Origin of the sequence: Blautia sp. DFI.6.71 (genome assembly GCF_020593585.1) — a bacterium.
Taxonomy (GTDB): Bacteria; Bacillota; Clostridia; order Lachnospirales; family Lachnospiraceae; genus Blautia_A; species Blautia_A wexlerae.
Map to the genome: position 1 here is coordinate 1 of NZ_JAJDMJ010000190.1, position 285 is coordinate 285.

Sequence of the window (285 nt, forward strand, 5' to 3'; positions counted from 1 at the left end):
CATGCACGATCCCCATCTGCATATAGGTAATGGGGATACTTTCCTGCTTAAACCGTGGCGGTCTGGGAGTCTCGATCCCCCCGGATCTTTTCAGGGCATAGAAAGACTTCCATGCCTTGTCCAGCAGCCTGCAGACTTCCTGGGCAGTCTGGGACGGGAGCTGTTTATACCACAGCTCCTCTTTATGGGCTTTTTTCTGATAATACCAGTCCGGATACTGTTCCATCCCTGTTTCTTTGTAATGCTGACGCTCGTAATTACAGACATTCCAGAGCTTGGATGCTG

At 50.2% G+C, this 285-nt stretch carries 1 pseudogene; it reads right to left on the bottom strand.

The features are described 5' to 3' along the window. Positions 1–285: pseudogene (locus LJE12_RS21230) on the bottom strand (RNA-guided endonuclease InsQ/TnpB family protein); the annotation flags it as partial.